Origin of the sequence: Mycobacterium sp. NPDC050551, from assembly GCF_040674075.1 — a bacterium.
GTDB lineage: Bacteria > Actinomycetota > Actinomycetes > Mycobacteriales > Mycobacteriaceae > Mycobacterium.
The window spans coordinates 148,723-172,121 of record NZ_JBFARC010000007.1 but is presented as its reverse complement, the minus strand read 5'-3'; the positions used below and the strand labels follow the sequence as shown (position 1 = coordinate 172,121).

18 protein-coding genes and 1 riboswitch are annotated in these 23,399 nt (G+C 70.0%); of the genes, 5 read left to right on the top strand and 13 right to left on the bottom strand.

Going from position 1 to position 23,399, the window contains the following annotated elements; all coding sequences use genetic code 11:
- Nucleotides 1-84 precede the first annotated feature (84 nt).
- Nucleotides 85-2,307 carry a substrate-binding domain-containing protein gene (locus tag AB0K11_RS25215; protein WP_364983631.1) on the top strand — a complete coding sequence of 741 codons (2,223 nt, stop codon included), beginning with the start codon at nt 85-87 and terminating at the stop codon, nt 2,305-2,307.
- Between the two features lie 86 nt (nt 2,308-2,393).
- Nucleotides 2,394-3,047, top strand: a complete 654-nt coding sequence (locus AB0K11_RS25210; protein WP_364983628.1) for a LysM peptidoglycan-binding domain-containing protein — start codon at nt 2,394-2,396, stop codon at nt 3,045-3,047.
- Nucleotide 3,048: 1 nt separating this feature from the next.
- On the opposite strand, the gene gcvP is transcribed toward AB0K11_RS25210, so the two are convergent.
- The 12 genes from gcvP to AB0K11_RS25150 form a co-directional block, all read right to left on the bottom strand.
- Complete coding sequence (gene gcvP / locus AB0K11_RS25205) at nt 3,049-5,895, bottom strand: aminomethyl-transferring glycine dehydrogenase (protein ID WP_364983625.1); 2,847 nt, start codon at nt 5,893-5,895, stop codon at nt 3,049-3,051.
- 161 nt (nt 5,896-6,056) lie between these two features.
- Nucleotides 6,057-6,156, bottom strand: a riboswitch (glycine riboswitch).
- Nucleotides 6,157-6,185: 29 nt separating this feature from the next.
- Entirely contained in the window at nt 6,186-6,809 is a 624-nt protein-coding gene (locus AB0K11_RS25200; protein WP_364983622.1) for a MerR family transcriptional regulator, read from the bottom strand.
- A gap of 238 nt (nt 6,810-7,047) precedes the next feature.
- On the bottom strand, nt 7,048-7,542 hold the full coding sequence (locus tag AB0K11_RS25195) for a bifunctional nuclease family protein (RefSeq protein ID WP_364983619.1): 495 nt from the start codon (nt 7,540-7,542) through the stop codon (nt 7,048-7,050).
- Nucleotides 7,543-7,636: 94 nt separating this feature from the next.
- Nucleotides 7,637-8,371, bottom strand: a complete 735-nt coding sequence (locus tag AB0K11_RS25190; RefSeq protein ID WP_364983616.1) for a MerR family transcriptional regulator — start codon at nt 8,369-8,371, stop codon at nt 7,637-7,639.
- A 2-nt stretch (nt 8,372-8,373) separates the two neighbouring features.
- Nucleotides 8,374-8,856, bottom strand: a complete 483-nt coding sequence (garA, locus tag AB0K11_RS25185; RefSeq protein ID WP_264010837.1) for a glycogen accumulation regulator GarA — start codon at nt 8,854-8,856, stop codon at nt 8,374-8,376.
- Between the two features lie 176 nt (nt 8,857-9,032).
- Entirely contained in the window at nt 9,033-9,428 is a 396-nt protein-coding gene (gene gcvH / locus AB0K11_RS25180) for a glycine cleavage system protein GcvH (protein WP_364983611.1), read from the bottom strand.
- A 31-nt stretch (nt 9,429-9,459) separates the two neighbouring features.
- Nucleotides 9,460-10,308, bottom strand: a complete 849-nt coding sequence (locus tag AB0K11_RS25175; protein ID WP_364983608.1) for a DUF881 domain-containing protein — start codon at nt 10,306-10,308, stop codon at nt 9,460-9,462.
- Between the two features lie 2 nt (nt 10,309-10,310).
- Nucleotides 10,311-10,643, bottom strand: a complete 333-nt coding sequence (locus AB0K11_RS25170) for a DUF1290 domain-containing protein (protein WP_364983605.1) — start codon at nt 10,641-10,643, stop codon at nt 10,311-10,313.
- A 24-nt stretch (nt 10,644-10,667) separates the two neighbouring features.
- Nucleotides 10,668-11,603, bottom strand: a complete 936-nt coding sequence (locus AB0K11_RS25165; RefSeq protein ID WP_364983602.1) for a DUF881 domain-containing protein — start codon at nt 11,601-11,603, stop codon at nt 10,668-10,670.
- On the bottom strand, nt 11,596-12,228 hold the full coding sequence (locus AB0K11_RS25160; protein WP_364983599.1) for a CDP-alcohol phosphatidyltransferase family protein: 633 nt from the start codon (nt 12,226-12,228) through the stop codon (nt 11,596-11,598). The genes AB0K11_RS25165 and AB0K11_RS25160 overlap by 8 nt, the downstream gene beginning before the upstream one ends.
- A gap of 9 nt (nt 12,229-12,237) precedes the next feature.
- Complete coding sequence (gene secA2 / locus AB0K11_RS25155) at nt 12,238-14,574, bottom strand: accessory Sec system translocase SecA2 (RefSeq protein WP_364983596.1); 2,337 nt, start codon at nt 14,572-14,574, stop codon at nt 12,238-12,240.
- A gap of 97 nt (nt 14,575-14,671) precedes the next feature.
- Nucleotides 14,672-16,315, bottom strand: coding sequence for an acetolactate synthase (locus AB0K11_RS25150; protein ID WP_364983593.1), 1,644 nt, complete (start codon nt 16,313-16,315; stop codon nt 14,672-14,674).
- A gap of 42 nt (nt 16,316-16,357) precedes the next feature.
- On the opposite strand from AB0K11_RS25150, the gene AB0K11_RS25145 reads away from it, so the two are divergent.
- From AB0K11_RS25145 to AB0K11_RS25135, 3 genes are all read left to right on the top strand, one after another.
- Nucleotides 16,358-17,968 (top strand): FAD-dependent monooxygenase, encoded by a 1,611-nt coding sequence (locus AB0K11_RS25145; RefSeq protein WP_364984154.1) that lies wholly within the window; start codon nt 16,358-16,360, stop codon nt 17,966-17,968.
- 82 nt (nt 17,969-18,050) lie between these two features.
- A complete protein-coding gene (locus tag AB0K11_RS25140; RefSeq protein WP_364983589.1) occupies nt 18,051-19,943 on the top strand; it encodes an ABC transporter ATP-binding protein/permease in 1,893 nt (630 codons plus the stop codon).
- Nucleotides 19,944-19,989: 46 nt separating this feature from the next.
- Nucleotides 19,990-21,912, top strand: a complete 1,923-nt coding sequence (locus AB0K11_RS25135) for an ABC transporter ATP-binding protein/permease (protein ID WP_364983586.1) — start codon at nt 19,990-19,992, stop codon at nt 21,910-21,912.
- On the opposite strand, the gene AB0K11_RS25130 is transcribed toward AB0K11_RS25135, so the two are convergent.
- Nucleotides 21,909-23,387: an FAD-binding protein gene (locus tag AB0K11_RS25130; protein ID WP_364983583.1), complete on the bottom strand. Its 1,479-nt coding sequence runs from the start codon at nt 23,385-23,387 to the stop codon at nt 21,909-21,911. The genes AB0K11_RS25135 and AB0K11_RS25130 overlap by 4 nt on opposite strands.
- Nucleotides 23,388-23,399: the final 12 nt, after the last annotated feature.

The following is a 23,399-nucleotide window of genomic DNA, read 5'->3' as shown; positions in this document are numbered from 1 at the left end:
CTTCATCGGCGTTGACTAGACTTCGGCGTTGCATTGACGGCCGGTCGGAATCGACCGGTCGACGACACGAACACGGGAGCAGGAATGGGCAGGCATAGCATTCCGGATCCCGAGGACTCCGCGGGCGAACCGGAAATCGCGCCGCAGGACGGAACTTCCGCCGAGGATCCGGGGACACCACATCTGCGGCCGGGCCGCGGCCGCGGTGATGCCGGACCGCCCGCGGAGTACCCGCGGCCGGAGTACGGCGACCGCGGCGGGCAGGATCCGGGCTACGGGGATCACAGCGCCGACGACTACCCCGCCGACGATTTCCCGACGACCGCGCACCGCCGCACGGAGTACGCGGACTCCGACTACCGGGATCCCGAGCACGATCAACCCGATCTGTACGACCACGGCTTCGGCGCATCCCGTGACCACCGCCCGGACGAGTACGGCGGCTACCGCGGCGACGACCATCCCGATGACGACGACGAGTACGGGCCCGCGTTCGGCGCGGGCGCCGACGACGGCCCGCCGCCGGCCGGTCCGGCAGGACCTCAGCACAGCGGCGACTGGGACGGCGGCGAATGGACCGGCAGCCACCGTGCCGTCGCGTCCGGGCGGCGTGGTGTCAGCGTCGGCGTGATCGCCGCCCTGGTGACCGTCGTCGTGGTGGTGGCCGCCGTCATCCTGTGGCGCTTCTTCGGTGACGCACTGTCCGACCGCAGCGACGTCGCCGCCGCGCGCTGCGTCGACGGTGAACTCACCGTGGCGGTACTGGCCGATCCGTCGATCGCACCGCAGATCGAGACGCTGGCCAACGGGTACAACGAGACCGCCAGCCCCGTCGGCGACCGCTGTGTGAAGATCGGCGTCAAGCCCGCGGGATCCGATCAGGTGGTCAACGGGTTCACCGGGGACTGGCCGGCCGATCTCGGTGAACGGCCCGCGCTGTGGATCCCCGCCAGCAGTGTCTCCGCGGCCCGCCTCGAGGCGGGCTCCGGACCGCAGACCATCGACGACAGCCGGTCACTGGTCACCTCGCCGGTCCTGCTCGCGGTCCGGCCGCAGATGAGAGCCGCGCTGGGACAGCAGAACTGGTCGACCCTGCCCAGGCTGCAGACCAACCCGACCGGTCTCGACGGGCTCAACCTGCCCGGATGGGGCTCGCTGAAACTGGCGCTGCCGCGCAACGGCGACAGCGACGCGTCCTACCTCGCCGCCGAGGCGGTGGCGGCCGCATCGGCCCCGCCGGGCGCGCCGGCGAGCGACGGGATGTCAGCGGTCAGCACACTGCTGGCCGGCCAACCCGAACTGGCCGACGACACCGCGGGCACGGCGCTCGACGCGCTGGTCAAGGCGTCCGACCCGGCGACGGCTCCGGTGCACGCGGTCGCCGTCACCGAGCAGCAGCTGTTCCAGCGCGGCGCGTCGCTGCCCGAGGCGAAGAACACGCTGGCGTCCTGGCTGCCGCCCGGCCCGACGGCCACCGCCGACTACCCCACCGTCCTGCTGTCCGGCGACTGGCTCACCAAGGAACAGGTCGCGGCGGCCAGTGAGTTCGCCCGCTTCATGCGCAAGCCCGAGGGGCTCGCCGAACTGGCCAAGGCCGGCTTCCGCGCCGACGGCGCCACCCCGCCGGCCAGCGACGTCACCGCTTTCGCCCCGGTGTCGGCTCCGCTGTCCATCGGCGACAACGCGATGCGCGCCAAGATGGCCGACGCGTTGACGGCGCCGGCGAAGGGTTCGGCGGTGACGATCATGCTCGACCAGTCGATGCCTGCGCCAGAGGGCACCAATTCGCGGATGGGCAACGTCGTCAACGCACTGATCCCCCGGATCGACGCGCTGCCGCCGACCTCGGCCGTCGGACTGTGGACCTTCGACGGCGCGGCCGGGTCCTCCCGGGTGCCGATGGGACCGCTGTCGGAACCCGTCGGCGGCACACCCCGGTCGCAGGGCCTGACGACGACACTGGACTCGTTGGCGTCCACATCGGGTGGCGCCGTGTCGTTCACCACGCTGCGTCTGGTGTACAACGAGGCACTCGCGAACTACCGCCCCGGGCAGGCCAATTCCGTGCTCGTCATCACCGAGGGGCCGCACAGCGACCAGTCGCTGGACGGGGCGGGTCTGCAGGCGTTCGTCCGGGACGCCTTCGACCCGGCACGTCCGGTGGCGGTGAACGTGATCGACTTCGGCGCGGACTCCGACCAGTCCACCTGGGAGGCCGTCGCCCAGGCCACCGGCGGCGCCTACCAGAACCTCGGCACGTCCAGCTCTCCCGACCTGACGGGTGCGATCACCCGCTTCGTCGGCTGATCCGGGCGACGCGCACCCAGCGTGTCGTCGGACTCGGGTAGTGCACTACGCGTGCCACAGCGTCCCGGCACGCCGACGCTGAACGCATGAGTGACAAACATTCCGTCAAGGCAGGCGACACCCTGTGGGGCATCGCCGAACAGTTCTACGGTGACGGCCGCCGGCACAGCGTGATCGCGGTGGCCAACGACCTGGCCGACCCCGACGACATCGTCGTCGGCCAGGAGTTGTCGATTCCCTACGTCACGTACCGCTACCAGGTCCGCGCCGGTGACAGGAAGGCCGATCTCGCGCGGCGCTTCTACCACGACGTCGCGATGACCGGCGTGTACGAGATCGCCAGCGGCGCCGCGCAGCGTCCGCTGGAGGTCGGCGAGTGGCTGGTGGTGCCCGACCTCGCCGACGTAGGCCATCACACGATGGTCGAGGGCGAAACCCTGGAGACCCTCGCGGACGGCTGGTACGGCGTGCCGTCCTTCTGGACGATCATCGCCATCGCGAACCGGCTGGACGGACCCGTCCACCCGCCGGGCACCCTGCTCACCCGGCCACGGATGAACCGGCGCCGCACCGTGGTCCGCGGTGACACGCTCTGGCGGCTGGCCACCGACGAGTACGGCGACTACAGCGAGGACCGCACGCTGACCGCCGTGAAACTGACCGCCGCGGCGAATCTCATCACCGATCCCGACCACATCGAGGTCGGCCAGGTGGTGCACTTCCCGTCGATGTGGCCCTGACTCAGGCGAACGCCTCCACCGGAGGGCACGAGCACACCAGGTTGCGGTCACCGTATGCGCCGTCGATGCGGCGCACCGGCGGCCACACCTTCGGCCGGTGGCCCTTGCCGAGCGGGTAGGCCGCCTCCTCGCGGGTGTACGGATGGTCCCAGTCGGCCACCAGCAGGCACTCCGCGGTGTGCGGCGCGCCGCGCAGCGGGTTGTCCTCGACGGACCACTCCCCCGACCCGACGCGGTCGATCTCGGCGCGGATGGCGATCATCGCCGCGATGAAGGCGTCCACCTCGGCCAGACTCTCGCTCTCGGTGGGCTCCACCATCAGGGTGCCCGCCACCGGGAAGCTCATCGTCGGAGCGTGGAAGCCGTAGTCCGCCAACCGTTTCGCGACGTCGTCGACGGTGACGCCGGTCTGCTTGGTGATGGGCCGCAGATCCAGGATGCACTCGTGGGCGACCATGCCGTTCTCGCCGGTGTAGAGCACCGGGTAGTACTCGTCGAGCCGGCGGGCGATGTAATTGGCCGAGGCGATGGCCGTCAGCGACGCCGCTCGCAGGCCCGCCGCTCCCATCATCCGGATGTAGGCCCACGTGATCGGCAGGATCGACGCCGACCCGTAAGGCGCGGCCGACACGGTGTAGTCGTCGCCGAGTTCGTCGGCGAGCGGGTGGCCGGGCAGGTAGGGCGCCAGATGCGAGCGCACCGCCACCGGACCGACGCCGGGGCCGCCGCCGCCGTGCGGGATGCAGAACGTCTTGTGCAGGTTCAGGTGGCTGACGTCGCCACCGAACCGGCCCGGACGCGCCAGGCCCACCAGCGCGTTGAGGTTGGCGCCGTCGACGTACACCTGGCCGCCCGCGTCGTGCACGGCCGCACAGATGTCGGCGACGTCGTGCTCGTACACGCCGTGGGTGGACGGATAGGTGATCATCAGCGCCGCAAGGCGTTCGGCGTGCTCGGCCACCTTGGCCCGCAGGTCGTCGAGGTCGACGTCACCGTTGGGGCGGCAGGCCACCACGGCGACCTTCATCCCCGCCAGCGCCGCCGACGCGGCGTTCGTGCCGTGCGCACTCGACGGGATCAGGCAGATGTTGCGTTCGGCCTCGCCGCGGCTCAGGTGGTAGGCCTGGATCGCGAGCAGTCCGGCGTACTCGCCCTGCGAGCCGGCATTGGGCTGCAGCGAGATCTCGTCGTATCCGGTGATACCGGTGAGCCACTCCTGCAGGTCGGCGATCAGCCTGCGCAGGCCGGGGGTGTCCGAGGCGGGGCCGAACGGATGCTGACGGGAGAACTCCGCCCAGGTGATGGGTTCCATCTCCGCGGCCGCGTTGAGCTTCATGGTGCACGAACCGAGCGGGATCATGCTGCGGTCCAGGGCGATGTCCTTGTCGGCGAGCGACCGCAGATACCGCATCATCTCCGTTTCGGTGCGGTACCGCGAGAATGCCGGGTGGGTCATGAACTCCGATGTGCGCGTGGCGATCTCGGGTCCGGTGAACGGCGCGCCGCCACGGTCGGCACCGAAGGCCGCCAGCACCGTCGCGACGTGGTCGGCGGTGGTGGCCTCGTCGCAGGAGATCGAGACGTGGTCGGCGTCGACCTGCCAGATGTTGACACCGCGCGCCTTGGCCTCGTCGCGGACCTGCGCACCACGACCCGGCACGCGGGCCAGCACGGTGTCGAAGAACGCGTCGTGCACCACGTCCACCCCGGCGTCGGCCAGTCCGGTGGCGACGGCGCGGGCGTGTCCGTGCACCCGTCGCGCGATGGAGGTCAGCCCCTCCGCGCCGTGGTAGCTCGCATACATCGCGGCCATCACCGCCAGCAGCACCTGCGCGGTGCAGATGTTGCTGGTGGCCTTGTCGCGACGGATGTGCTGTTCGCGGGTCTGCAGCGCCAGCCGGTAGGCCGGCGACCCGTCCGCGTCCACCGACACCCCGACCAGCCGGCCGGGAAGCTGCCTGGCGTGCTTGGTGTGCACCGCGAGGTAACCGGCGTGCGGCCCGCCGAAGCCCATCGGCACCCCGAACCGCTGGGTGGTGCCGAACGCCACGTCGGCGCCGAACTCGCCGGGCGGCGTGATCAGCGTCAGCGCGAGCAGGTCCGCGCCGAACGCCACCAGTGCCCCGCGGTCGTGCGCCTCGGTGACCAGCGCCGACCAGTCCACCACCGCGCCGCTCGCACCGGGCAGTTGCGCGACGACGCCGAAGAAGTCGCCGTCGGGCAGGCCCGAGCGCAGATCGGCGGTGACGATCTCGATTCCCAGCGGGGCGGCCCTGGTGGCGAGCACCGCCGCGGTCTGCGGATAGACGTCGACGTCGACGGCCAGCCGGTGCGACTTGCTCCGGCCCGCCCGCTGCATCAGCGTCATCGCCTCGGCGGCGGCCGTGCCCTCGTCGAGCATCGACGCGTTGGACACTTCGAGGCCGGTCAGGTCGCAGACCATGGTCTGGAAGTTGAGCAGGGCCTCCAGCCGGCCCTGGCTGATCTCCGGCTGGTAGGGGGTGTACGCCGTGTACCACGCCGGGTTCTCGAGGACGTTGCGGCGCAGCACCGGCGGTGTCAGCGTGTCGAAATAGCCCTGCCCGATCATCGACACGGCGACGGTGTTGGAGTCGGCTAGTGCGCGTAGTTCAGCGAGGGCATCGTGCTCGGAGGCGGGCGGCGGCAGCTGCTCCAGCCCGGGCGCGACACCGTCGGCGGACAGCGCGTCCAGGATGCGCACGGGCAGCGCCTTCTCGGCGAGCTCCTCGAGGGACGCCACACCGATGGTGTCGAGCATCGTGGCGATGGCATCGGCATCCGGGCCGATGTGCCGGTCGGCGAAACGGGTTGGGTGGGTGTCGACCACTGGTCAGTGCTCCTGACGCGTGAGGGCGGAATCCGCTGCGTACCGCTCGGGTTCCTCTCCCTCTGTCGTCGGTGCCTGAGAGATTCGGCGCGGACGCCTTTCCCCATGGGCGGGTGGACTGCCGCCACGTTCGACGGCTCCACCTCTTTCCAGAGGCATCGGGGTCACTCGCGGTCCTGGGTGCCTGAGAGGTTGACGGAGAGGTGTTGCTCCTTCGGCGCCCGTGGCGTTGCGGCCACGGAACTCTCCCGCGTGTGGGCGATGCGTCGACCAGTCTAGCGCGAGGCGCGTCAGCCGATCTTGCGGTCGCGATGCTTGCGCCGCGACGCGAGCTCGTCCTCGGGAGCGGCGATCGACTCGCCGCCGTCGGCCCGTTCGCCGGGGAAGTCGGCGATCGCCCCGGTCAGTTCCCGCATCGCGCCGGACACCGCGATGCCGAACACGCCCTGGCCGCCCTGCAGCAGGTCGACGACCTCCTCGGCGGAGGTGCACTCGTAGACGGTGGTGCCGTCGGAGAACAGGGTGATGTTGGCCAGGTCGCTGACCCCGCGCTGACGCAGATGCTCGACGGCGACCCGGATGTTGTGCAGCGAGATGCCGGTGTCCAGCAGGCGTTTGACGATCTTGAGGACCAGGATGTCCTTGAACGAGTACAGCCGCTGACTGCCGGATCCGGCGGCGCCGCGGATGGAGGGCACCACCAGAGACGTGCGGGCCCAGTAGTCCAGCTGCCGGTAGGTGATGCCGGCGATCTGGCAGGCGCTCGGCCCGCGGTAGCCGACGAGTTCGTCGGGCACCGAGTCGTCGGGGAAGAGGCCCCCCTGGACGGGCTCGCCCACCGGTGCGGCGGCCGGATCGGCCGCCTTCTCGCCGGAGGACAGATCCAGCTGCTCCTGACGTGGCGTCTCGCCCACTATGGAATCCTCTCGCCGATCGATCCCGCCAGCGGTGAAACTGCGTTGACCTGCACTGCAGTCCACCTGCCACGAGTTCGAATGTGTCCGAGCATACGCTTTCCGACGGCATGTGACTGCTCGTCGCCCCCAAAGTATGGCGGCCTGCCACGCCGCAACCGGGCAGCTGCGCCGCGTGTCGACGCCGGAGTCGCCAGTTGAGACGCATCCGTGACCATCCGCAGTGCGACGGCAGAAATCAGGTGGCCTTGAAGTCGTCGGGCGACACGCTGTCCAGGAATTCCTTGAACTTCTCCACCTCGTCCTCACGGACGGTGCCGGCGGCCTCCTCGTCGTTCTCGTCGGGGATCAGCAGGCCGGCCTCGGCCAGCACCGCCTCCTCGACGTAGATCGGCACGCCGACGCGCAACGCGATCGCCACCGAATCCGACGGCCGGGCCGACACCTTGATGTCGCGGTCGAAGATCAGGTCGGCGTAGAAGGTGCCCTCCTGCAGATCGACGATGCGGACCTCGCGCAGCGAATGGCCCAGCGCGGCGATCAGGTCGCGGATCAGATCGTGGGTGAGCGGCCGGGCCGGTTCGACCCCCTGCTGCTCGAGTGCGATCGCGGCGGCCTCCGACTGGCCGATCCAGATCGGCAGGTACCGGTCACCGTTGGACTCGCGCAGCAGCAACACCGGCTGGTTCTGAGGCTGCTCCACGCGAATGCCGACCACCCGTACCTCAGCCATCAGTGTCTGCCCTCCGCACCCGGTGTGCCGCTATACGTCCGGGGCCCCGCGGGCCCCGGACGCGACGAACAAGCCGTCACGACGAGTCTAATCCTCACCGATCCAGAACGTCGCGTACGGCCGACTTGATCAACGACGTGTGCAAGGTGATCGCCAGGGCCGCCACCTCGCGGGCGAGATCGTCGGCCCGGTCACGGGCGCCGGCCTGACTTCCCTTGCCGACCGGACCCGCGATCTGCGCGATCAGGTCGGACTGGCGGTCCGCCGCCGACCGGAACGCGCGCAGGTGCCGCGGCTCGACGCCGTAGTCGGCGAGCGCCCGGGCACACTGCGCGATCACCACGGAATGCTCGTCGAAGAATCCGCCGGGCCCGGTGGTGATGACGCCGCTCTTGACCAGCGCGGTCAACAGCTCCTCGGGCACACCGGACCGGGTGAGCAGATCCTCGCGGCTGAGCCGCACCTGTGGACTCGCCACACCCGACGCCGCCGCACCGTCGACGTCACCGTCCGCCGGCACCAGCCGCGGCACACCGTAGGGCGACTTGGCTTGTGGGAGCTCGCCGTCCGGCTGCGCGTCCAGCTGAGCCTTGATCACCTTCAGCGGCAGGTACTGGTCCCGCTGGGCGGTCAGCACGAACCGCAGCCGTGCGCAGTCGTATGCCGTGAACCGCCGGTAGCCCGACGCGGTGCGCTCCGGAGTGACCAGACCTTCGGCCTCGAGGAACCGGATCTTGGAGATGGTCACGTCCGGGAAGTCCGGTCGCAGCAGATCGAGGACCGCTCCGATCGACATCCCGGAGAACGCGGGGGTGTCGGGGGCGGTCACGGTCAGCTGCCCGGGCCGCTGTCGTCGTCGGTCTTGGGGCCGGTCAGGAAGACCAGGCGGAATTTGCCGATCTGCACCTCGTCGCCGTTGGCCAGCACCGCGGAGTCGACGGGCTCACGGTTGACGTAGGTGCCGTTGAGGCTGCCGACGTCGACGACCTGGAACTCGCCGGACTCCAGCCGGAACTCGGCGTGGCGGCGGCTGACCGTGACGTCGTCGAGGAAGATGTCGCTGTCGGGGTGACGGCCGGCCGACGTGGTCGGCTGGTCGAGCAGGAAGCGCGATCCGGCGTTGGGGCCGCGCTTGACGACCAGCAACGCCGAGCCGACGGGCAGCCCCTCGACCCCGGAGACGGATCCTTCGGCACTCGCGCTGGCGGGTGCATCGAGTTCGTTGAGGAAGTCGGCGCGGAACACCGAAGTCGTCTCGACAGTGACTTCGTCAGACGTCTGATCTGCTCCGGAACTGCTGTCCTTCTCCGTCACCCGCTGCTCCTTACTGGCTGCTGTGGCGTCACCCGGCCGGTGCTCCGGCCGTCGTCCGTGCTTGGTCGACCGTACCGCGCAGTGCGCCTCGTTGTACCCACCACCGCCGGATCGGCCAGTCGTGGGCCGTCACCGCGTCAGGTCGGTCGAACTTGTCCGCACGACCCTAACAACTGCTACTCGGTCACGGCGGCGCGGTAGCCGTCCGCGTCGAGCAGGCCGTCCAGGCCGCCGTCGTCGGGTCCGGCCTGCACCTGCAGGTCGACCAGCCAGCCCTCGCCGTACGGGTCGGAGTTGACCAGCTGCGGCGTGCCCTCCAGATCACCGTTGACGGCAACCACTTTCGCCGTGACCGGGGCGTACAGGTCGGAGACGGACTTGGTGGACTCCACCTCGCCGAAGGACTCCCCCGCGGCCACCTCCGTGCCGACGTCGGGCAGCTGCACGAACACCACGTCGCCGAGCGCGGCCTGCGCGTAGTCGGTGATGCCCACCCGCACGGTGTCGTCACCGGTGCGCTGAACCCACTCGTGTTCCTCGGTGTACAGCAGGTCGGACGGGATCTCGCTCACGGTGCTCCTCGAGGGCTCGTGCTCGGCTGGCTCACTTGACCGGCTGAGCGTATTGGCGGGGTTTCGGTTGCCGCAAGGCGGTGACGTCGACCCGCTCGGCCTGTTGTACCACCATCGTGCCGCCGACCCGTTCGACGCTGTCCATCGCTCCGCCCGGAATGTTCATCGCCGCGGCGAGAGTCGGTGGATCGCCAATGGCCAGAACAGAATACGGCGGATTGAGGGTGGCGCCGTCGACGTCGATGGCGCCGGGTGTGCCCACCATCCAGGTGTCGACTCCCACCCGCACCGGGACCGGTTGGCCGTCGCGGGTGCCCCGGATCTCCATGGCTTCCGCGCCGGCGTTGCGCAGCTCGTTGATGACGTCGAGCAGTGTCTCGGCGGGCACGCCCGGTGTGGTGTCGGTGATGGTGAGCACCACGCCCGGGCCCGTCGCGGCCACCGTGCCGATCAGAATCGACAGCGCGGCGAGACGCGCCTGGGCGTTCTCGATGGCGGCCGCATCGCTGCTGCCCGATGCCTGGAGTTGCTCCAGCGTCCGCCGCAGATCGTTCACCTCGGTGTTGAGGGCCGCCTCGCGCTGCTGCAGCGAGTCCAGCAGTACCAACAGGTCGGCGGGCCGCGCAGTCTCCAGCGAGTCGCCGGACTCGTTCTGCCGGACCTGGGTCACGATCGCCGCACCGAGCACCACGCACAGCAGGATCGCGAGAGCGCCGAACACGATCTGGCTGCGCCCGCGCCGCAGCACGCCTATCGGGCCGCCGGGCTGCAGATCGCCGATCGGCTGGGGCGCCGCTCCGCGGGGCAGCTCGTGGCGGCCGTGGTGCTCCGCCGGTTCCTCGTGGCGACCGGGCGTGTCGTCCGTGGACTCGGTGCTCATGTTCAGGCGCCGAACAGCCTGCGCCGCAAGGCGGCGGCGTTGCCGAAGATGCGGATGCCGAGCACCACGATGATGGCCGTCGACAGCTGGGTGCCGACGCCCAGCTGGTCGCCGACGTAGACGATGAGCGCGGCGACGAGCACGTTGAACACGAACGACACCACGAACACCTTCGCGTCGAAGATCCGCTCGAGGTAGGCCCGCAGCCCGCCGAACACCGCGTCGAGCGCGGCCACCACGGCGATCGGCAGGTACGGCTCGACGAACTCCGGCACGTCCGGCCGGAACACCAGGCCCAGCACGATGCCGATGACGAGTGCGGCGATCCCGATCATGTGTGTCCGATCATCGGAGTGTGCTCACTGCTGGCCGATCTGCTTGGCGAAGCGGACATCTCGCACCGCGCCGGCAGGCAGCGACAGGTCCTCGCCCGTGCCGACCCCGACGCCGACGCCGTAGGCGGCCTCGAGCAGCCGCAGCCGCTGCAGCCCCGGGGTGCGGTCGAAGATCTCCGCCATGCTCGGCGGCCCGACCGCCAGGATCGCGTACGGGCCGGCGATCGGCTGGTTGTCCACCAGGATGCCACCGCCGGCCTGACGCACCGTGACGTTGGGCCCGATGCGCACCCCACCCACCGAGACCGCCTCGGCGCCGCTCACCCACAGCGAGTTGACGACCAGTTGCAGGTCGCGGTCGAGGATCACCTGCCTGCTGCCCGCCACGCGTTGCTTCGACACGTCGCTGAGGTCCTCGCCGGCGCCGGGATCGGTGATGGTCACCGTCAGTCCCGGACCGGTGACGGCGGTGGCGGCGGCGGCGAAGGTGGCCTCGTCCAGATTGCCCAGCAGCCGCCGGCCCAGTTCGTCGCCCTCGAGGCGGCTGCGCCGGTCGGCGTCCACCTGCTCGGCGAGAGCGTCGCGTTCGGCCGCCAGGCCGTCGTCGGTGGCCTGGGCCGACCGGACGCTGCCCGCCAGCACCTGCTGGGTCTCCCGGGCGGCCGGCGCCGCTGTCTGGGCCTGCGCCGCGGCGATGGCGAACACCGTGGCGACGGCGGTGGCCGCGAGGACCTGCCACGTCCACTCCGGCAGTCGGCCGCGCGGCCCCGCGTCGGCCCGGCGCGCGGCGGCCGCGGCATAACCGGGGTCGAGGTGGTCCGACAGCAGGGACCGCAGCAGCGAAGGCACCGGGATCAGGGTCGGCCGCGCGGTGTCCGGGCCGGCCTCGTGCACGTTGCGGCCGGCCTCGGGGTCGTACCCGCCCAGGGCGCGGCTGCGGTCGGCAGGCTGGTCAGTCACCGGAGTGCACCTTCGGCATCTGGCGCAGCACCATCGTGAATTGGATCAGGTAGAGCACGGCCGACCACAGGTACAGGGCGAGACCCCAGATCAGGAAGGCCCAGCCGATCGCCAGGATCACCCTGCTCCACAACTCATCCCACTGCCCGAGCAGCACGAGTGGGAAGCCCGACATCAACGCGAATGTCGCCGCCTTGCCGAGGTAGGTCACCGGCAGCGCCGTGAGCCCGCGTGGGCGCAGCAGCGGCAGCGTCGCCGCGAGCACGACGTCGCGTCCGATCAGGGTCAGCACCACCCACCACGGCACACAGCCGTCCACCGCCAGTGCGATCGGCACGATGATCATGTAGATGCGGTCGACCAGCGGATCGAGCAGTTCGCCAAGCCGCGACGACTGGTTCGCGACCAGTCGGGCGATCTTGCCGTCCGCCCAGTCGGAGAAACCGCTGAACATCAGCACGCCGACCGCCCACGCGTAGGCATGCACCACCAGCAGCAGCCACAGGAACACCGGAACGAGCAGCAACCGCAACGCCGACAGTGCGTTGGGGATCGTCAGCACCCGGTCACGCGGCGCCGGCTTCGCTGCGCCTCTGCCCGCGTCACCCCCCGATGCCTGGGACATGGGCTAAACCTAGCGGAAAACCCCCGGCAGACTCAGCGCTGCCATCGTGTCGTCGTTCAGCGGGTTGTCATGCACCATGTACGTCCACGTCGACGTCGGCCGCGCCAGCTTGGACAGGTCCACCCCCGGCTCGTCCTCGATGGACTGGGCGGTCTCGAAGGTCTGCTGAGCGGCCTCGATCGCGTCGGCGGCCAGTGAGGCGAAGGCGTCCACCGCCATCCGGTGGAACTCGTCGAGCGGATTCTGCCTGCCGAGCGCGCGCAGGTGGATGCTCTCCCGGATGTCGGCCAGGTAGGCCAGGTGCTCACACCAGCCGCGGTCCAGGTGGTACAGCATGATGAGCCGGCAGATCTCCTCGAGGCGCTCCTCAGAGAGTTGCTCGAGCAGATCCTCATAGCGTTTCGGCGCCAGCTCGGCGAGCTCTTCGCGGGCGGCGGCGGTGCGCAGCAACGTGTCCCGGCGGTCGACGATGATCGCCCGCTGCTGCGCGATCAGCTGGTTGTAGCGCCACGTGTTGGCGTGCACGTCGAGCAGCCTGCCCTCGGCGACGCGCTGGGCGTGGTCGAGCAGACCGGCGGCCCTTGGCGACACGATGCGGCCGTCGTCGTCGGTCTCGGTCGGCAGCTTGCTCTTTTCCAGGTGCGAGAGCACCAGGTCGTCCTCCCAGGAGGAGAAGAACACCGACGTGCCGGGATCGCCCTGGCGGCCTGCGCGGCCGCGGAGCTGATTGTCCAGCCGCTCGGTGTGGTGGCGACCGGTGCCGACGACATGCAGGCCACCGAGTTCGGCCACCTCATCGTGTCCGGCTTCGTCTGAGCCGCCCAGCCGGATGTCGGTGCCGCGACCGGCCATCTGCGTGGACACCGTCACCGCACGCAGCCGGCCCGCCTCGGCGATGACGCGGGCCTCCTCCTCGTCGTTCTTGGCGTTCAGCACCACCGCGGGCACACCGTGCTTGACGAGCTTCTCGTGCAACTCCTCGGACTCGGCGACGTCGTGGGTGCCGACGAGCACCGGCTGCCCCGTGGCGTGCACCTCGGCGATGTGCTCGACGATCGCGTCGGTCTTGGCCGCCGCGGTGATGTACACCCGGTCGGTCTCGTCCTCGCGCACGTTCGGGGTGTTCGGCGGGATCGGCGAGACGCCCAGCTTGTAGAACTGGCGCAACTGCTCACCGGCGGCCAGCGCCGTGCCGGTCATCCCGCACACCGTGGGATAGCGGTTGACCAGCGCCTGCACCGTGATGGTGTCGAGCACCTCACCGGTCTCGGTGGTCTCGATGCCCTCCTTGGCCTCCACTGCGGCCTGCAGGCCGTCGGGCCAGCGCTGCAGCGAGGCGATGCGGCCGCGCGACGCGTTGATCAGGTGCACCGCGTCGTCGCGGACGATGTAGTGCACGTCGCGCTGCAGCAGCACGTGCGCGTGCAGCGCCACGTTCACCTCGGTGAGTGTGGTGCCGACGTGCTCCTCGGAGTACAGGTCGATGCCGCCGAGGCGGGCCTCCAGCCTGCGGGCGCCCTCGTCGGTGAGGTGCACGTTGCGGCTGTCGTCGTCGGTGGAGAAGTACCGCTCGGCGTTGCGGTCGGAGATCAGCTCGCCGACCAGGCGGATGACCTCGACGCGGGGTGTCTCGCGGTGGCTGGTGCCTGCGAGCACCAGCGGCACCAGCGCCTCGTCGACGAGCACCGAGTCGGCCTCGTCGATCAGCGCGACGTCGGGGCGCGGCGAGACGAGGTCGTCGACGGTGGTCACCAGCTGGTCGCGCAGCACGTCGAAGCCGACCTCGTTGATCGAGGCGTAGGTGACGTCGCACTCGTAGGCCGCGCGCCGTTCGGCGGCGGTGGAATCGGCGGTGATCCAGCCGACGGTCAGGCCGAGCGCCTCCAGCAGCGGGCCCATCCACTCGGCGTCACGGCGGGCCAGGTAGTCGTTGATGGTGATGACGTGCACGTTGCGACCGCCGATGGCGTAGCCGGCCGCGGCGATCGCACCCGAGAGCGTCTTGCCCTCACCGGTGGCCATCTCGACGACGTCGCCCGCCAGCATCCGCAGCGCACCGAGGAGCTGGACGTCGAAGGGCCGCAGCCCGGTCGCGCGTTCGGCCGCCTCACGGGCGACGGCGAGGAACTGCGGGATGTCGGCGGACTCGGACAGGTTCTCGAGTTCGAGCAGTTGTGCGGCCTTGCGCAGCTGGTCGTCGTCGAGGTCTGCGGCCTTCTCGTCGAAGTCCGCCGACGTCTTGACCTGGGTCAGGGACCGGCTCTGGTCCTTCTCGGTGGTGGCGCCGAGCAGCTTCCAGAACCTGCCGCTCAGGCGGCCTTGACTGCGGGTGGTCGTCTTGGGCACGTCTTCACGGTACGCGTTCGCTTCCCCCGCGAGTGTGCGTGTCCGCACGTCGACACGCCGCCCGCAGTGGCACTTCACGCACGCTCGCGGCAGGGACTCAGCCCAGGTTGGAGCGGCGGGGATAGGCGACGGCCGGATCGGTGAGCGCATTGACCACCGCGGGCAGGCCGGCCGAGAACGCCCGCTCCAATGCCGGGCGCAGTTGTTCGGGCGCGCTCACCAGTTCCCCGTGCCCACCGAGTACCCGCACCACCTCGTCGTAGCGGGTGCCCGGCCGCAGTTCGGCGACCACCGAGTAGCCGTAGAGCGCCTCCATCGGATGCTTCTCGAGCGCCCACACGCCGTTGTTGCCGATCACCGACACCACGTTCACCCCGTGGCGCACCAGGGTGTCCCATTCCATCCCGGAGAAGCCGAACGCACCGTCGCCCTGCAGCAGCACCACCTGCCGGTCGGGCCGGGCCAGCTTGGCGGCGAGCGCATACCCGGGCCCGGAGCCCAGGCAGCCGAACGGTCCGCTGTCCAGCCACGCCCCCGGCACGTAGCTCTCGATCATCCGGCCCGCGTAGGAGCCGAAGTCGCCCGCGTCGATCACCACGATCGCGTCGCGGTCGAGCAGCGGCGCCAGCTCGGCGTACACCCGCATGGGGTGCAGCGGCGTGCGCATGTCGTCGAGGTCGGCCCGCTCCTGCGCCCGCACCGAGGTCTCGACCTCGCGCAGATCCGCCACCCACGCCTCGTGCTCGCCGCCGCCCGCGCCGGCCAGAGCGGTCAACGTGGCGGTGAGGTCGCCGTAGAGCGCCGCGGCCACGGCACGCGGGTGCGGGCGCGCCGGTTCAGCGCGATCGGCCACGATCACCGCGGTGTCCTCACCGAACACCGCTCCGAAGCCGAGCCGGAAGTCCATCGGCACCCCGATCACCAGCGCGACGTCGGCCTCCCGCAACGCCTTCGACCGCGCCCTGGAGAAGGCGAGCGGATGATCGGCGGGCACCACCCCGCGTGCCATCCCGTTCATCAGCACCGGGATCCGCAGCGCCTCGGCGAGATGCAGCAGTGCCTCTTCGCCGTGTCCCCACCACACGTTGGTGCCCGCCATGACGACCGGCCGCGCCGCACCGGCGAGCACCGCCACCGCCGTGTCGAGCGCGGCACCGTCGGGCGGGACCGGCGCCGGGGCCTGCGTCAGCGCGCCGGCCGCAGCGGTGTCCTCGGCCGTGCCGAAGACATGGTCCATCGGGAAGTCGACGAACGACACCCCCGACGGGGCGCCGACCGCCGCCCGCAGCGCATCGTCGACCAGACCGGCTGCCGCGCCCGCCGACTGCGCGGTCGCCGCGAAACGGCACAGCGGTGCGACGAACGGGACATGGTCGATCTCCTGCAGCGAGCCCTGACCCCATCGCATCGCAGGCGCCCGCCCGCCGAGGATCACCAACGGCGACTGGTTCTGCTGCGCGGCGGCCATCGCGCTCATGCCGTTGGTGATCCCGGGCCCCGCCGTCAGCGCCGCGACGCCCGGCACCCGGGTCACCTTCGACCAGCCCTCGGCCGCGAACGCCGCGGTCTGCTCGTGCCGGGTGTCGATCAGCCGGATTCCTTCGGCGCGGCAGCCGTCGTAGATCGGGAACAGGTGTCCGCCCGACAGCGTGAACATCGTGTCGATGCCGCTGGCGCGCAACCGCCGTGCGATGAGATGCCCGGCGTTCACGCCCTGTTCGGTCGGAGCTTCATTGCCCATGGCCGCAGCATATCGGCGGCATAGTCTCTGTCTGTGCACACAGTGAAAGACACCGAGGTACTGATCGCAGGCGCCGGACCGGTGGGGCTCACCGCGGCCATCGAACTCGCCCGCCGCGGCGTGGCCTGCCGCGTCGTCGACCCGCTTACCGAGCCACCGCAGTACGCGAAAGCCGTTGGCGTGCAACCTCGAACACTCGAGATCTTCGAGACCATGGGGATCCTGCGCGAAGTCCTGAACGCGGGCACCGAGATGCGCGGCCAGATCGTCCACGTCAACGGCGAGAAGGTGACGCAGCTCGATCTGACGCTTCCGGGCGACATCCCGTTCGCCTTCCTGTGCATCCCGCAGTACGCCACCGAGCGCATCCTGGCCGAGGAGGCGCGCAGGCGCGGCGTCGAGGTGCATCGTGGCGTGCGCCTGAGCGCCTTCACCCAGGACGCCGACGGCGTGAGCGCCACGCTCGCGGGGCCGGACGGCGAGATCACGCTCCGCGCCGCTTATCTCGTCGGCGCCGACGGCGCGCACAGCGTGGTGCGCAAAGCACTGGGGCTGACGTTCGAGGGCGCCGCGTTCGACGAGCAGTACATGCTCGGCGACGTCGAGGTCGACTGGTCGCAGCCGCCCGGTTACGCGATCCGGGCGATGCACCAGACCGACGGCACGACCGACGACCTGCTGGTGTGCATTCCGCTGCCGGGCCGCAACCGCTACCGCATCTCGATGCTGGTGCCCGACGAGCTGGCCGCAGCGCCCGCCGACGGAGTGGCACACGGCTTCGAAGGTGGCCGCAGGCCTGAGCTCGGGCACCTGCAGGCAGTCCTCGACCGGTTGGCGCCCGAGCCGACCACGGCCCGCAATCTGCGGTGGTCGTCGGTGTTCCGGATCAGTCACCGCATCGTCGACGCCTACGGCCGCGGGCGGGTGTTCGTCGCGGGCGATGCCGCCCACATCCATCCGCCGACCGGCGCCCAGGGAATGAACACCGGCATCCAGGACGCCCACAATCTGGCGTGGAAGCTGGCGCTGGCCGTCGGCGGGCACGCCGCCGCCGGACTGCTGGACAGTTACGACGCCGAACGCAGGCCCGTCGGCGAGGAGGTCGTCGGCCGCACGGTGCGCAGCGCCCGCGAGGGCATCGGCGCCGACGCGCACGACCCGAACCACGTGGTGCTGCGCGAGGCCCAGTTGCTCATCGACTACGCCGACAGCCCGATCGTCGCCGCCGCGGGCGGGGTGACGTCCTCGGCCGTCGGCGCGGGCCGCCGGGGCCCGGACGCGGCCCGACTGCGCCGCGCGGTGGTGGCGGGCCCGGTGCGGCTGTTCAGCCTCTTCGGCGCCGATCACACCCTGCTCTGCTACGCCGACGGCGACGCGGGCGGCGCCGAAGTGGCCGCATTCGAGGCGGCCGCCGACGCCGCGGTGCGAGCCGCGCACGGCCGGCTGGATGTGTACCTCGTGGCGGCGCCGACCGCCGACGTCGAGACCACCGTGCTGCCGCTGCTGTGGGACGACGACGGCGATTTCGCGCGCAGCTACTCCACGGCGGGCACCTCGATGTTCGTGGTGCGGCCGGACGGCTACCTGGGCTACGCGTGCCACGGCATCGACGCCGCGGCACTCCTGTCACACCTGGGCAACACCTTCGCCTGACGGTGCGTCACCTCCCCGGTACCGGTGCCGGTCTGCGGTAGCTTCGCGCTGACCGGCCTGCGGCCGAGGGAGGTACCGCCGGATGGACACCGCGACGTTCAGCCCGTCGATCGACTGGAGCGTCGAACCCGTCCATTCGGCCCTGTGGGTGCTGGCGGTGTTCGTCATCACCGCGGCGGTGCTGGTCGTGGTGGCCGCGGTGATCGGACGCGCCACCGTGTGGGGCCGCCAGTTCGTCCGCATCACCGGTGACTACTTCACCGGCAGGAAGAGCGTCCCGGCGTGGGCGATGCTGGCCGTGCTGCTCCTGCTGACCATCGTCTCCGTCCGCATCAGCATCCTGCTCACCTACTACGCCAGGGACCTGTTCACCGCACTGCAGGTGGCCTTCCAGACCGGTTCGGCCGCGGGTGCGGGCGCCGCGGGCGTGCAGGGTTTCTGGTCGACCATGGTGGTGTTCGCGGTGCTCGCGGTCTGTTTCGTCATCCGATTGCTCGCGGACCTCTACGTGACGCAGCGGTTCATCATGCGGTGGCGAATCTGGTTGAGCCGTCGGTTCATTCATCGCTGGCTCGACGGATTCGCCTATTTCCGCATGCAGTTCGGGCGCCAGCCGATCGACAATCCGGACCAGCGCATCCAGGCCGACATCGACATCTTCACCACCGGCACCGGCGCCGAACCGAACAATCCCGCCTACACGTCGAGTTACGTGCTGGTGTTCGGCGCGGTGGAGGCGGTGCTGTCGGCGGTGTTCTTCGGCATCATCCTGTGGGAGCTGTCCGGACCGCTGAGCTGGCTGGGCGTCACCGTGCCGAGGGCGCTGTTCTGGATCGTGCTGGCCTACGTGCTGGCGGCGACGGTGATCGCGTTCGTCATCGGCAGGCCGATGATCCGGTACAGCTACGTCAACGAGTTGCGCAACGCCAGCTTCCGGTACGCGCTGGTGCGGTTGCGCGACGCCGGCGCGGCCGTCGGGATGTACCGCGGGGAGCAGGTGGAGCGGCGACTGCTCGACGGCCGGCTGTCGGCGGTGATGGACAACTACCGGCACTGGCTCAACCGGATGATGCTGTTCATCGGGTGGAACACCTCGGCGAGCCAGGCGATCAACCCGCTGCCCTACATCGTGCAGGCGCAGCGGCTGTTCGCCCAGCAGATCACCTTCGGTGAGGTGATCCAGTCGGCGCAGGCGTTCGGCGCCATCCACGACTCGCTGTCGTTCTTCCGCAACGCCTATGACAACTTCGCCAGTTACCGCGCGGCCACCATTCGGCTCGACGGACTGGCCCGGGAGAACCGCAACGCCGCGGCGGGCGGGCGGGTGGAGGTGTGCGACGCCCGCGACGGCTCGTTGGCCGTCGACGACGTCGAGGTGCGCACCCCGGAGGGTGGGGCGCTGATCCGCGACCTGTCGCTGCAGTTGGAACCGGGTGACTCGCTGGTGGTCAGCGGCCCGTCGGGCATCGGCAAGACGGTGCTGCTGCAGAGCCTGGCCGGGATGTGGCCGTTCGCGTCAGGGACCGTCGACCTGCCGGGCGGCAGGGACGGGGCGATGTTCCTGCCCCAGCTGCCCTACCTGCCCCTCGGCGACCTGCGGGCGGTCGCGTCCTACCCGAACGACGCCGACGACCGCGACATCCAATCCGTGCTTGCGCGAGTTGCGCTGTCCCACCTCGTCATTCGGCTCAACGAGGTACGCGACTGGTCGAAAGTGCTCTCTCCGGGAGAACAGCAGCGCGTCGCTTTCGCCCGGGTGCTGCTGACCCGGCCCGGCGTCGTGTTCCTCGACGAGTCGACCGCGGCGATGGACGAGGGTCTGGAACTGATGCTCTACGAGTTGTTGCGCACCGAACTCCCCGACGCGATCCTGGTCAGCGTCAGTCACCGCAGCACGGTGGCGCGGCTGCACCGCCGGAGGCTGGAACTGGTCGGCGACGGCCGCTGGCGCCTCAGCGCCGCCACGCCCGGTTGACGCGTCTAGGACCACTCCCCACAGCCGCTCGCGGTACCTTGCCCGGATGGACGGAATGTTCGTGCCCAGCCTCGACTGGGGCAACGAGTTGTGGGCGTCGCTGGAGTGGGTCGCCAAGGGGTGGCTGTACGCCGCGCTGAGCACCATGGTGATCCTGGTGCTGATCGCCAGACTCACCACGTGGGGCAGGCAGTTCTGGCGCGTCACCAGCGGCTATTTCACCGGTCCGGACAGCGTGGTCGTATGGGCCTGGCTGGCGGGACTGTTGCTCCTGGTCATCGCGAGCGTGCGGCTGTCGGTGCTGTTCTCGTTCCAGGGCAACGACATGATGACGAGCTTCCAGGTGATCGCGGCGGGCGTCGGTGCGGGTGACGACGCGGTCAAGGAGTCCGGTGCGGACGGCTTCTGGATGTCGCTGACCATCTTCGCGATCCTCGCCGTGCTGAACATCGCGTTCATCGTGCTCGACCTGTTCGCCGCGCAGCGGTTCATGCTGCGCTGGCGCACCTGGCTGACCGACCAGCTCACCGGCGACTGGCTGGAGGGCAAGGCGTACTACCGCTCCCGGTTCATCGACGACACCATCGACAACCCGGATCAGCGCATCCAGGCCGACATCGACATCTTCACCACGGGGGTGAACTCCCAGCCGAACACGCCGGGCAACACCTCGACCTCCACCCTGCTGTTCGGCGCCATCTCCGCGATCGCGTCGATGTTCGCGTTCACCAAGATCCTGTGGGATCTCTCCGGGCCCATCACCCTGCCGGTGGTCCAGTACGAGCTGCCGCGGGCGATCTTCTGGATCGGCATCGTCTACATCGTGGTCGCCACCGTCGTCGCCTTCGCGATCGGCAGGCCGATCATCCGGCTTTCGTTCAACAACGAGAAGTTCAACGCCATTTTCCGTTATGCGCTGGTGCGCCTGCGTGATGCGTCGGAGGCGGTGGCGTTCTACCGCGGTGAGCTCGCGGAGCGCAGCGGACTGCGGCGGCGGTTCACGCCGATCGTGGAGAACTACAAGAAGTACGTGAACCGGATGGCCGGCTTCCTCGGCTTCAACTTCGCGATCACCCAGAGCCAGGAGGTCATCCCCTACCTGGTCCAGTTCTCCCGGTTCTACGACGGTGAGCTCACCCTGGGCCAGCTCACCCAGACGGCGGGCGCGTTCCGCGAACTGCTGACCGGGTTGTCCTTCTTCCGCAACGCCTACGACAACTTCGCCGGCTACCGCGCCGCCATCATCCGTCTGCACGGACTGGTGGTCGCGAACGAAGAAGGTCGGGCGCTGCCCGAACTCGACCGGGCGGACAGCGGCGACGGCACCGTGCAACTCGACGACGTGGAGGTCCGCACTCCGGACGGCCGGCAGCTCGTCAACCCGCTGGATCTGCATCTGGAACCCGGCGACACGCTGGTGGTCACCGGCGAGTCCGGCAGCGGTAAGACCACACTGCTGCGCAGCCTCGCCCAGCTGTGGCCGTTCGCGTCGGGATCGATCTCGTGCCCCGACGAGGCGAACGAGACGATGTTCCTCTCGCAGCTGCCCTACGTGCCGCTCGGTGACCTGCGGACCGTCGTCTCCTACCCCGGCGAGGCGGGATCGCTCGACGACGCGCGCCTGGAAGAGGTGCTGGCGCAGGTCGCGCTGCCGCACCTGGCCGAGCGCCTCGACGAGGTGCAGGACTGGGCCAAGGTGCTCTCGCCGGGTGAGCAGCAGCGCATCGCGTTCGCCCGGATCCTGCTGACAGCGCCGAAGGCGGTGTTCCTCGACGAGTCGACGTCAGCACTCGACGAGGGGCTCGAACTGATGCTCTACCAGTTGGTGCGCCGTGAGCTGCCGGACACGATCGTGGTGAGCGTCAGTCATCGCAGCACGGTCGAACAGCACCATGCGAAGCAACTGCAGCTGCTCGGCGAGGGTGAGTGGCGTCTCGGCGACACCGAGAAGGATCCCGCGCCGGTCTAGCGGCGGGCGGCGTGCTCCCCGGCACGACGGCCGAAGAACGAGCCCTCGCCCAGCTGCGTGCCGCTGGAGTAGCCCTTGCCGTCCTGGGCGATGTTCGACGCGCACGCCCCTGCGGCGTAGAGGCCCGCGACCGGCGAGCCGTCCTCGCGCAGCACTTCGCCGTCGAGGGACACCGCGAGCCCGCCCATGGTGAACCCGGAGTACATCGCCCGGCCCAGCGACAGGTCGAACGCCGCCCACGGTCCACTGGTCTGCGGCGCGACATAGTCCGGGTGCTTGTGGAAGTCGGGATCCTCACCGCGCGCAGCGTTCTCGTTGTAGCGCTGCAGCGTCGCGGCGAGGTGGCCGGCCGGGATCTCGAGCGCCTGCTCCATCTCCTCGATGGTCTCCCAGCCGTCGATGAACTTGATAAGCGGCATCGCGGGCATCTCCATGTGGGCCTCGTCGACGACGAGGTAGGCGATCTGCTCGGGCTGCTCGAGGACGTACGCCGACGTGCGGGAGTGATAGGAGTCCTCGGCGACGAACCGCTGGCCGTCCTTGTTGACGATGACGCCGGTGAGCAGGATCTCCGGCGGATAGGCCGCGGCGGTGATGAACAACTGGTCGAGGTTCTCGGCGACTCCCCCGGCGGACACGCCGAGCCGGATGCCGAGGCCGTCGTCATTGGGGTTGCCCAGGATGTAGGGCTCCACCAGTCCGTGGTGCTTGGTCTTGCGCTTGTGGCCCAGCGCCGGAGTGTGCTCGGCGACCATGTCGGGATTCATCGCGAAGCCGCCCGCGGCGATCACCACGGACTTGGCCCTGCTCGCCCCGGTCTCGGTGAAGTGCTTCCACGTTGCGCCGACCACGGCGCCGTCGGCCATGACGAGGTTGGTGGCCCCGGTCTCGTAGCGGATCTCGACGCCGAGTTCGTCCGCCCGCTTGAGCAGCAGGTCGATCACCATCGCGGCGCCGCCGAGCTCACCGGGCACGGGCACCGAGTGGCCCCGCGGGGACGGCACGGCCTTCTCGGTGAACGGCCACACCTTCTCGTTGCCGGTGTAGGACAGGCCCTCGGTGCCGGGCGGGACGACGACCTTGCCGGGGTAGAAGCTGCGTTCGAACTGGAAGCCGAGGTCCTCGAGCCAGGTGAAGTGCTCGACGCTGCCCTCGCAGTAGGCGCGGATCTTGTCGTGATCGGGCTCTCGCGACACCGCGACGAGGTACTTGTACATCTCCTCGGCACTGTCGTCGTGGCCGGTGGCCTGCTGCACCGCGGTGCCGCCGCCGAGGTAGAAGTGACCGCCCGCCATCGACGTGGTGCCGCCGGCCGCGGCGGCGCGCTCGAGCACCAGCACCCTGGCGCCGGCGGCGGCGGCGCTGACCGCCGCGCATCCGCCCGCGATGCCGAAGCCGATCACCAGGACGTCGACGTCGTCGGACCAGTCCGGCATGTCCGCGGCGTCGAGGGTCTCGGGAATCTCGGTTGTCACTGCTGCTCCTGT